This window comes from Mycobacterium sp. (assembly GCF_050701515.1).
In the GTDB taxonomy this organism is placed as follows: Bacteria; Actinomycetota; Actinomycetes; order Mycobacteriales; family Mycobacteriaceae; genus Mycobacterium.
Window position 1 is genome coordinate 1 of record NZ_JBOGDB010000127.1, and the last position, 9,066, is coordinate 9,066.

Below are 9,066 nucleotides of genomic sequence, written 5' to 3' on the forward strand. Positions count from 1 at the left end.
CGACGCCGCCGGCGGCGGCGATTCATTGCTAGTGAGAACGGCGATGGTGATACCGATGCCACTGGCAATCATCGCGAAGATCGCCAAGGCTGCCATCAGTCGACGTGCATTCATCTACTCCCCTGTCTGACTCTGGCCATCAACCTTAGGGCGTTCACGGAGGAGAGCCCATGTCGGTCGAGGAGAACAAGGAACTGGTCCGCCGCGGGACAAGGTGGTCACCAGGCTTACGGCTCGCGGGACGCAGCGTGGCGATCTGCCGGGCATCCCCGCCACCGGCAACGAGATGCTGATGACGGCGACTGTGATCCACCGGATCGAGAACGGCCGCCTGGCCGAAAAGTGGTCGGACAAGGATGTTCTCGCCATGCTCCAACAACTCGAAGTGCTTTTGCGGCTCAATCAATGAGCGTCTAGTCACTCTTGACCGGATTGCCGTCGGCATCCCAGTTCGCCGCCACCTTTTTGCTCGGCTGGACGCGAGGCGGTTCGCCCGGCATCTTCGGGTAATTCGGCGGATATGGCAGATCACCCAGCCCGCGTTCCTCGTCGGCCTTGACCATCTCCAGCAGCGGCTTTATTGATTGCGCTTTCGAATCGATGTCTGCCCACGGATCATCCCGTCGCGCAACCAGATCCGGCACGGTGGCGATGGTGTAGGCGTCGGGGTCGGCATCGCGCAACTCGTCCCACGTCACCGGAGTCGACACCGTCGCAATTGGGGTGGCCCGCACCGAGTACGCCGACGCGAAGGTGCGGTCGCGCGCGTTCTGGTTGTAGTCGATGAACAGCCGCTTGCCCCGCTCTTCCTTCCACCACGACGTGGTGATGTCGTCCGGTGCCCGCCGCTCCACCTCGCGGGCCAGCGCGATACCGGCCCGGCGCACTGCGATGAAGTCCCAGTCGGTCTTGATGCGCAGATATACGTGCACGCCTCGGCCGCCCGACGTCTTCGGATATCCGGTCAGACCGAGTTCGTCGAGCAGCGGTTTGAGGACGTCGACGGCGATTTCGCTGGCCTCCTTGAAACCGGTACCGGGCTGCGGGTCTAGGTCGATGCGCAGCTCATCGGGGTGCTCGGTGTCCGGGCAGCGCACCTGCCAGGGATGCAGCGTGATGGTGCCCATCTGCGCGGCCCACACGATCGCCGAGGGATGGGTCACCTTCAAAGCATCGGCGGTCCGGCCGGACGGAAAGGTCACCACGCACGTCTCCAGATAGTCCGGATGCTTCTGCGGGACACGCTTCTGATAGATCTCCTCGCCGTCGATGCCGTCGGGGAAACGCTGCAGGTGCGTGGGCCGGTCCCGCAGCGCGGTCAGCATCGGACCCGCTGCAACGGCCATGTAGTACTCGACCAGCTTGCGCTTGGTTCCCCCCGATCCGAGCTTGGGGAAGTACACCTTGTCCGGGTTGGTCAGCCGGACCTTGACCCCGTCGACGTCGAGTTCTTCGGCCGGCGTCGCCATCAGCCGTTCTCCAGCACGTCGTAGAGGTCATAGTTCAGTGGCACATCGAGCTGGTCGAAGGTGCAGCCCTTCGGATCGCGGTCGGGCCGCCACCGGATGAACTTGACCGCGTGCCGGAACCTCTTGCCGTGCACCGTGTTTCCCTCCATCTGGTCGTAGGCGACCTCGGCGACCTTCTCCGGGCGCACCGGGATCCATCGCTTGTCGGCGGCCGAATTCCACCGGCTCGGCTCCCCGTCGACGGGCTCGTCGCCCTCGCGCAGCGGCTCGACATCGGCGAGCAGCTTCAGCCGGTCCTTCGCGGTGAACGAGGCCGCGCCGCCCACCATCTGCAGTTCGCCGTCGTCGCGGTAGAGGCCCAGCAGGATCGAACCGACGCCCTCGCCGCTCTTGTGGATGCGGTAGCCGATGGCCACACAGTCGGCGTCGCGCACATGCTTGACCTTGACCATCTCGCGCTTGCCGGGCAGGTACGGACCGTCGAGACGTTTGGCGATCACGCCGTCCAGCCCGGCCCCCTCGAACGTGGTCAGCCAACGTGTGCCCTGGTCGGGTTCCTCGGTGGTGCGGGTGACGTGGCACCACTGCTTTTCGGCGATCGCGTCGGACAGCGCAACACGGCGGACCCGGAACGGCTCGCCCAGCAGCGACTTGTCGCCGGTGGCCAACGCGTCGAAGCCGATGAAGTGCGCCGGGGTCTGCTCGGCCAGCATCTTGACCCGGCTGGCGGCGGGGTGGATGCGCTGGCTGAGCGATTCCCAGTCCAGGCGGATGCGCCCGCCGATTTCGCGAGGCACCACGACCTCGCCATCGAGCACGCAGCGCGGGACCAGCTCGTCACGCAGCGCGTCCACCAGCTCGGGGAAGTAGCGGCCCAGCTCCTTGCCATTGCGTGACTGCAGGACGACGTCGTCGCCGTCGCGGAACACCAGCGCCCGGAAGCCGTCCCACTTCGGCTCGTAGGACCACACCCCTGCCTCGGAAGGAACTCTGGCCTGGGCCTTGGCGAGCATCGGCTCTAGCGGTGGCAGTACGGGTAGGTCCACGGTGTCCATACTCACGTAGACCGTCGAACCCGGGCAATGTCATCGAAGCGAGAATGCGGCGATGAAGCTAGATCGAGCGCCGGTTCCGGGCTATCAGCTGGCGCCGACGCCCAGCATGGTGAGCAGCACCAGCACAGCGGTGGCTACCGCGAGCACACCGTGCGCGGCGACCACGGCGACCGGGAACGAGCGTTCGGGCGGGGCAGTCCCGGCCGCCTGCGCGGACTCCGGGTCTCCCGTGCTCACCGGTGCGCGGGTGTTGCGGTAGCTCGGGATCCACATTGCCAGCATGATGAAGCCCAGCAGGGCGACGACGGCGAGCACGATGAACGCGACCCAGCCGATCACGGCCATGCCGGCGGCAACGTAGATGATCCACAGCACCAGACCGGCCACAGCCAGCAGAAAGTGCCCGAAGATCACCGCGGGTGGGAATCTGGTGTCGCTGGACCGTCGGTGTCCGCCGCCGCCGACCCACTTGGCGAGTAGGTAAAAACCGCCGCCGGCAGTCAGGATCCAAAGGACAAGTGCGCTGATACCCATGGTTGGTGTCCTTCCTGTGGGGATGTGGGGTCAGGAACCGAAACCCTCACGCTGGTCGGCCTCTGTAGCGACCCGCACGCCGTAGCGATAGGCGAGCTTGCCGCCCAAGAAGCCCGACACCGCCAACACAGCCAGGCTGACCACCGATAGCACCAGTGGCCCCAGCCCGACCGCGGCCTGCTGGCTGTATTCGCCGTGTCGCCAGACGAAGTTGACAATGTAGGCCGCCACGACCGCAACATTCAGGGACATGTGCAGTAAGCCGATGCGGAATGCCGGTGTCCCAGAAGGGATGACGAGCAAATCCAAGTAACCGATGGCGGCCGCGGCCAGCGCGCCCACCACACCGATAGCGATCAACCATTCCGAGCCCTGAGCCAAGAAGCCGGGCTGGGCCACGATTCGGGAGGCGATGTCGAAGACAAGGCTGCACACCCACGCTCCAATCGGCACCGTGACCAATATCGGATGAAACGGGTGCCCATAGGGCCCCGCCAATGCGGAACTGACCGGTCTTTTGGCATGCTCCGCCTGGGTGGTCATGGCAGCTCCATCCGCCAGCGTTTTCAATTCTTTGGCAGGTCTACCCGCGCTGTGTTCGGTCAAACCGGATTGGCGATACCCGGGGGTCAGACGCTGATCCGGCGAGACGGCTACCGCTACTGTACGACCAGCATGCCGTGCATCGACGAATGGTGGCCGCAGTGGAACGGGTAAGACCCCGGTGCGGTAGGGGCGGTAAAGGTTGATTGAGAGTTTCCGGCCACCTTGGAGTCGAAGGCGCCCGGGGTATTAGACGTCACCGTATGTTCCTCCGAATCCTTGTTGACGACGGTGACCTGTGCGCCCGGCGGCACCGTGAGGTCGCTCATTTCGAAGTCGGTGATGGTGATCTCGGTTCCGGCGGCCGGTACTGGGGATGCGGGTGCCGGTGGCGCCGTCGTTGTCGGCGATGCCGGCTCCAACGCCGGAGCGGACTCCTGACTGCCATTCCCTCCGCATGCCGTCGCGATCACGACCAACGCGCACGTCGCAGCGCAGATGGCGCGCCGCCCCAAGATTGACGCTGACATTGTCCTGGCCCCCATTCATGTCGAGGTTGTCGCTCCTCGCATCTAGTTTGCTCGCAACCGAGCGGATGTGGAACAGGAATGAGCCCCTAAGTCGGGCACCTTCGTCTGCGCCTTGGCCATGAACGCGAGAATGGGCCGATGAAGCTGCCCGTCATGCCGCCGGTTTCGCCCATGCTGTCCAAATCGGTGGCGTCGATCCCACCCGGTGCCTCCTATGAGCCGAAGTGGGATGGGTTCAGGTCAATCTGCTTCCGCGATTTGGACGAGGTCGAGCTGGGCAGCCGCAACAAGCGACCGATGACCCGGTATTTCCCCGAACTGGTGGCCGCGGCCATCGCCGAACTGCCCGATCGCTGCGTGATCGACGGCGAGATCATCATCGCCACCAACCGCGGGCTGGACTTTGAGGCGCTGCAACAACGCATTCACCCAGCCGATTCACGAGTGCGGATGCTCGCCGGGCAGACGCCGGCTTCGTTCATCGCTTTCGACCTGCTCGCGATGGGCGATGACGACTACACCCGGCGACCGTTCAGCGAGCGCCGAGCAGCCCTCGTCGAGGCGTTGGCCAACGCCGGGCCTTCGATCCATGTCACGCCGGCCACCACCGACCAGACCATCGCGCAGCGGTGGTTCGAGGAGTTCGAGGGCGCCGGCCTGGACGGGATCGTCGCCAAGCCGCTGACGATCCCCTATCAGCCGGACAAGCGCATCATGTTCAAGATCAAGCACGAGCGAACCGCCGACTGCGTCGTCGCGGGCTACCGGTTGCACAAGTCCGGTGCCGACGCGATCGGCTCGCTACTGCTCGGGCTCTACCAGGACGACGGCACACTCGCATCGGTCGGCGTCATCGGCGCCTTCCCGATGGCCAAGCGGCGGCAACTGCTTACCGAACTGCAGCCCCTCGTCACCACTTTCGATGAACACCCGTGGAACTGGGCCGCCCACCTGACCGGCGAGCGCACACCTCGCAGGAACGAAGGCTCTCGCTGGAACGCCGGCAAGGACCTCTCATTTGTTCCGCTACGACCCGAGCGGGTCGTCGAGGTCCGCTACGACCACATGGAAGGCGACCGGTTCCGTCACACCGCCCAATTCAACCGCTGGCGCCCCGACCGCGACCCACGCTCATGCACCTACGCCCAACTCGAACACCCGCTCACCTTCAGCCTCGGCGACATCGTTCCCGGCCTCGGCCCAGGCAATGCCTGACAAAGCCCGGCTCACCTGTTGATCTCGTTGTGGCTGTTGGCCACTCGGCGCTTGACCTCAAGTGCGGTTGAGGGTAAAGGCTTGACATCAGGACCAAGACACCAGGAGGAAGACGATGCGACAAGTACTGGCTGACCTGTGGGAAACCCGCACCGACTCGCCATTCCCGGGGCTCACGACCCACGCCTACCTGTGGACGCGCCGCAACGTGTTGTTCTATTCGCCGGCTACCGACGCCGATTTCGCGGAGCTCGAGGAACTCGGCGGCGTCGAAGACCACTACCTGTCGCACCGCGACGAGGCCGGTCCGATGCTCGCGCGCGTCGCCGACCGGTTCGGGTCACGTTTGCACGCGCCCGCGGCGGAATTGCTCGAAATCGGCCAGCACGCCCATATCGACGTTCCGATGGCCAGCCGCCATGTCGACACCGATGGGGTGGAGGTCATTCCGACGCCTGGACACACACCCGGCAGCACCTGCTATCTCATCAACGGCGCCGAGGGCGCGTACCTGTTCACCGGCGACACACTCATCCTCGGCGAATCCGGCTCGTGGTGGGCCGGCTTCATCGCGGGTATGAGTGACGCCGAGGCGCTGGCGCCGAGCCTGCGGCTGCTCCGCACCCTCGAACCCGACGTGGTGATCTCCAGCGGATTCCAAGGCGACTCCGCCGTTCATAGGATCGAGCAGGGCCGCTGGCCAGAGCACGTCGATCAGGCACTCGAGGGTCTTTCCGCGGCAGTTTAGCGAGCCGCTGATCCGCCGCCGAGAAGCGGGTGCGTAAGTGGGCGGACGCCGAGGTCGTGCCGCGCTGCGTGATGATTGCCGGCGCGATCATGGACGGCGCCCGGGGCGGCATCGACCTGCCCAGGGACGACATCGACAAGGTGAAGAGCCACCCCGCCAAGTACTACAAGAAGATGGGCGACGAGGCGCCCTGGGAGCGCAACTAGTTTCGGCTAGATTGCGGGCGTGACACCAACCGGCGCGGGCCGGTTCGCCCCCAGCCCGTCGGCCGATCTGCACATCGGCAACCTGCGGACCGCCGTGCTGGCATGGCTGTTCGCCCGCTCCACGGGCCGACGGTTCCTGATGCGCGTCGACGATCTCGACGATCGCACGCATGCCGAGATCGCCGCCCGACAGCTCGACGACCTCGCGGCGATCGGCCTCACCTGGGACGAGCCGGTCGAGTGGCAGTCCGAACATCCGCAACGTTACGACGACGCGGTCGCTGCGCTGGCCGATCGTGGATTGCTGTACGAATGCTATTGCAGCAGAAGGGATATTCAGCAGGCACCGCGGGCACCGCACGCACCGCAGGGGGCATACCCGGGCACCTGCCGCGACCTGACCGACGCCGAGCGAGCGGCCCGACGCGAAGAAACCGGGCGGCCGCCGGCCCTGCGGCTACGGACCGACGCGATCGTCTCCACGGTGCACGATCTTCTGCACGAGGAGTACACCGGGATCGTGGACGACTTCGTCGTGCGACGCGGCGACGGCGTCGCGGCCTACAACCTCGCCGTCGTCGTCGATGACGCGGCGCAGGGCGTCGACCAGGTGGTGCGGGGCGACGATCTGCTGCCGTCGTCGCCACGGCAGGCCTATCTCGCGAAGCTGCTGGGATACCCGGAGCCGACGTACGCGCACGTCGCCCTGGTTCTCAACGAGGACGGGGCACGGCTGGCCAAACGCGACGGCGCCGTCACTCTCGCCGAGATCGGCGCACAGCAGGCGCTGGCGCAGATTGCAGAATCCCTTGGCTGGCAGGCGTCGAGCCCCGACGAGATGCTCGCGCAGTTCGACCCGGCCAAGCTTCCGCGGCAACCCTGGATCTATCGGCCCTAGGCCGACGGCTCGACGGGCGAGCGTCCCTTCGACGCGCGCTCGGCGGCCGCCAGCAGCTCGTCGCGAAACTGCGGGTGTGCGATCGCCGCAAGCGCCTCACCGCGCTCCTGGACGGTCTTGCCCTCCAGTTCGGCGCCGCCGTACTCGGTGACGATCACGTCGACTTGGTGCCGCGGCGTCGTGATCACGGCGCCGGGGCCTAACCACGGCACGATCCGCGACTGCAGTCTGTCGTCCTTCTCGATCGTCGAGGGCAGGCAGATCAGCGAGCGGTCCGACAGCTCGAGGCCGGCGCCGGCCGTGAAGTCCTCGGCGCCGCCGATCCCGCTGAACTGGTCGCCGGAGATCGTGTCGGCCACGACCTGGCCGTGGATGTCGATCGCGAGCGCGCCGTTGATCGTGATCATGTCGCTGTTGGCGCCGATCACATCCGGTGCGTTGACGATCTCGACCGGCAAGAACGCGACGGCGTCGTTGCCGTCCAGCCACCCGTAGAGCTCCGTCGAGCCGAACGCGAACGTCGTCACACTCACCCCGTCGTACTGGCCTTTGCCAGCGTTGGTGACCTTGCCTGCGCGATGCAGTTGCATGCAGCCGTCGGTGAACATCTCGCTGTGCAGTCCGTAGTCGCCGCCGTCACCCTCGGCTAACAGCGTGGCGATCTGGCTGGGAATCGAGCCGATCCCCGTCTGCAGGGTCGCGCCGGACGAGACGAAGTCAACGGCGTGTCGCGCGATCGCCTTGTCGACGTCGGTGGGTGGCGCTTCGCCTCCGGGCAGCGCGGGCGGTGCCTCGGTCGAGGGCACCAGGATGTCGATCTCATCAACGTGCAGCGCATGGCGCTCCTCGCCGAGCCCGAACGTTCGCGGGTAGGCGTCTGAGACCTCGACGACGAGCAGCAGTTCGGGATCGGCGCCTGCGCGGCGCAACGCGCCGACCGTGCCACCCGCATGCAGCGACAGCGAGCACCAGCCGTCGGCATCGGGCGGCGTCGCGACGGTCGTCATCACGCGCGGTTGCTGTCGCTCGAGCAGCGGCCCCAAGCGACGGAAGTCCGCAGGCACGAACTCGATGTTGGCGCCGGTGTCCCGCAGCGCTCGCTCCAGCGGACCGTAGAAGCCCGATAGGTACGCAACGCCGGTCCGCGAGAACAGTTCGGTGCCGACCGCGAGCAGCGCGCCGTAGACGCGCAGATCGGTCCAGTCCTCGCGCACGCCGAGCGCGCGCATGAACGCCGGCGGCTGGCCGGGGCCAAGCGGTATCCCCAGTGTGTCGGCGGTCTTGAGCCGTGCGGCGGCCTGCTCGGCGGTCAGCTTCTCTGGCATGGCCTCAGAGCTCCTTTTGGCCCCATGGTGAGCCGTAGGCGATCAGCAGCTCGAGGAAGGGTACCGAGTCGAAGGCCTCCGGACCCAGTACGCCGGTGCCGCTCCACGCGCCGTTGGCCAGAAGCTCCAGCGCCACAACGGGATTGATCGCGGTTTGCCAGACAACGCACTGGTGCCCGTATTCGGCCATCGACCATTGGTTGTCGACGACATGGTAAAGGTACGTCGAGCGCGGATCGCCGTCCGTACCGGTGCCCGTCACCCACAGGCCGGCGCAGGTCTTGCCGTGCATCTTCGGCCCCAGGGTGGCGGGGTTGGGCAGGCACGCCGCCACCACGTCGCGCGGGCTGACCTGCACGCTCCCGACCGTCACCTTCTCGGTGCGATCCAGGCCGAGCTTGTGCAGGGTCTTGAGCACGTCGATGAACTCCGTGCCGAGTCCGTACTTGAAGGTGGCCCGCTTGCACTTGACCCAGCGTGGCATCAGCAGCACTTCCTCGTGCTCCACGTTGACGCACTCGACCGGCCCGATCCCCTCGGGGA

11 protein-coding genes and 1 pseudogene are annotated in these 9,066 nt (G+C 66.3%); 5 read left to right on the forward strand and 7 right to left on the reverse strand.

Translation table 11 applies throughout. The features are described 5' to 3' along the window. The first annotated feature begins 214 nt into the window (after positions 1-214). Positions 215-409 (forward strand): ester cyclase, encoded by a 195-nt coding sequence (locus ACRDU5_RS10695; protein WP_526614473.1) that lies wholly within the window; start codon positions 215-217, stop codon positions 407-409. Between the two features lie 4 nt (positions 410-413). Here ACRDU5_RS10695 and ligD read toward each other — a convergent pair whose 3' ends face one another. The 5 genes from ligD to ACRDU5_RS10720 all read right to left on the reverse strand — a co-directional run bounded on the left by ligD (position 414) and on the right by ACRDU5_RS10720 (position 4,131). Beyond that, a complete protein-coding gene (gene ligD, locus ACRDU5_RS10700) occupies positions 414-1,469 on the reverse strand; it encodes a non-homologous end-joining DNA ligase (RefSeq protein WP_526614474.1) in 1,056 nt (351 codons plus the stop codon). Beyond that, positions 1,469-2,524 (reverse strand): ATP-dependent DNA ligase, encoded by a 1,056-nt coding sequence (locus ACRDU5_RS10705; RefSeq protein WP_526614475.1) that lies wholly within the window; start codon positions 2,522-2,524, stop codon positions 1,469-1,471. Before ACRDU5_RS10705 ends, ligD begins: the two co-directional genes overlap by 1 nt. An 84-nt stretch (positions 2,525-2,608) precedes the next feature. Then, complete coding sequence (locus ACRDU5_RS10710) at positions 2,609-3,058, reverse strand: hypothetical protein (RefSeq protein WP_526614476.1); 450 nt, start codon at positions 3,056-3,058, stop codon at positions 2,609-2,611. A gap of 30 nt (positions 3,059-3,088) precedes the next feature. Further along, positions 3,089-3,601, reverse strand: coding sequence for a DUF2231 domain-containing protein (locus ACRDU5_RS10715; protein WP_526614477.1), 513 nt, complete (start codon positions 3,599-3,601; stop codon positions 3,089-3,091). Positions 3,602-3,717: 116 nt separating this feature from the next. Next, on the reverse strand, positions 3,718-4,131 hold the full coding sequence (locus ACRDU5_RS10720) for a cupredoxin domain-containing protein (protein WP_526614478.1): 414 nt from the start codon (positions 4,129-4,131) through the stop codon (positions 3,718-3,720). Between the two features lie 138 nt (positions 4,132-4,269). Between ACRDU5_RS10720 and ACRDU5_RS10725 the strand changes: the two genes are divergently transcribed. The 4 genes and pseudogenes from ACRDU5_RS10725 (at position 4,270) to gluQRS (ending at position 7,198) form a co-directional block, all read left to right on the forward strand. Beyond that, positions 4,270-5,346, forward strand: coding sequence for an ATP-dependent DNA ligase (locus ACRDU5_RS10725; RefSeq protein WP_526614480.1), 1,077 nt, complete (start codon positions 4,270-4,272; stop codon positions 5,344-5,346). 115 nt (positions 5,347-5,461) lie between these two features. Next, positions 5,462-6,094 (forward strand): MBL fold metallo-hydrolase, encoded by a 633-nt coding sequence (locus ACRDU5_RS10730; RefSeq protein ID WP_526614481.1) that lies wholly within the window; start codon positions 5,462-5,464, stop codon positions 6,092-6,094. A gap of 14 nt (positions 6,095-6,108) precedes the next feature. Then, positions 6,109-6,300: pseudogene (locus ACRDU5_RS10735) on the forward strand (hypothetical protein); the annotation flags it as partial. 19 nt (positions 6,301-6,319) lie between these two features. Further along, complete coding sequence (gene gluQRS, locus ACRDU5_RS10740) at positions 6,320-7,198, forward strand: tRNA glutamyl-Q(34) synthetase GluQRS (protein ID WP_526614482.1); 879 nt, start codon at positions 6,320-6,322, stop codon at positions 7,196-7,198. Here the strand turns inward: gluQRS and ACRDU5_RS10745 are convergent. Further along, positions 7,195-8,523 carry an acetyl-CoA hydrolase/transferase family protein gene (locus ACRDU5_RS10745; RefSeq protein ID WP_526614484.1) on the reverse strand — a complete coding sequence of 443 codons (1,329 nt, stop codon included), beginning with the start codon at positions 8,521-8,523 and terminating at the stop codon, positions 7,195-7,197. The genes gluQRS and ACRDU5_RS10745 overlap by 4 nt on opposite strands. A 4-nt stretch (positions 8,524-8,527) precedes the next feature. Beyond that, positions 8,528-9,066 (reverse strand): saccharopine dehydrogenase family protein (locus ACRDU5_RS10750; protein ID WP_526614485.1); only part of this gene is annotated, 539 nt, incomplete at its 5' end.

Excerpts from the sequence above, each read along its gene's own strand:
- ACRDU5_RS10725 (WP_526614480.1), top strand. The coding sequence starts at position 4,270 with ATGAAGCTGCCCGTCATGCCGCCGGTTTCGCCCATGCTGTCCAAATCG.
- ACRDU5_RS10730 (WP_526614481.1), top strand. The coding sequence starts at position 5,462 with ATGCGACAAGTACTGGCTGACCTGTGGGAAACCCGCACCGACTCGCCA.
- ACRDU5_RS10710 (WP_526614476.1), bottom strand. The coding sequence starts at position 3,058 with ATGGGTATCAGCGCACTTGTCCTTTGGATCCTGACTGCCGGCGGCGGT.
- ACRDU5_RS10705 (WP_526614475.1), bottom strand. The coding sequence starts at position 2,524 with ATGGACACCGTGGACCTACCCGTACTGCCACCGCTAGAGCCGATGCTC.
- ACRDU5_RS10745 (WP_526614484.1), bottom strand. The coding sequence starts at position 8,523 with ATGCCAGAGAAGCTGACCGCCGAGCAGGCCGCCGCACGGCTCAAGACC.
- ACRDU5_RS10720 (WP_526614478.1), bottom strand. The coding sequence starts at position 4,131 with ATGTCAGCGTCAATCTTGGGGCGGCGCGCCATCTGCGCTGCGACGTGC.
- ligD (WP_526614474.1), bottom strand. The coding sequence starts at position 1,469 with ATGGCGACGCCGGCCGAAGAACTCGACGTCGACGGGGTCAAGGTCCGG.
- ACRDU5_RS10715 (WP_526614477.1), bottom strand. The coding sequence starts at position 3,601 with ATGACCACCCAGGCGGAGCATGCCAAAAGACCGGTCAGTTCCGCATTG.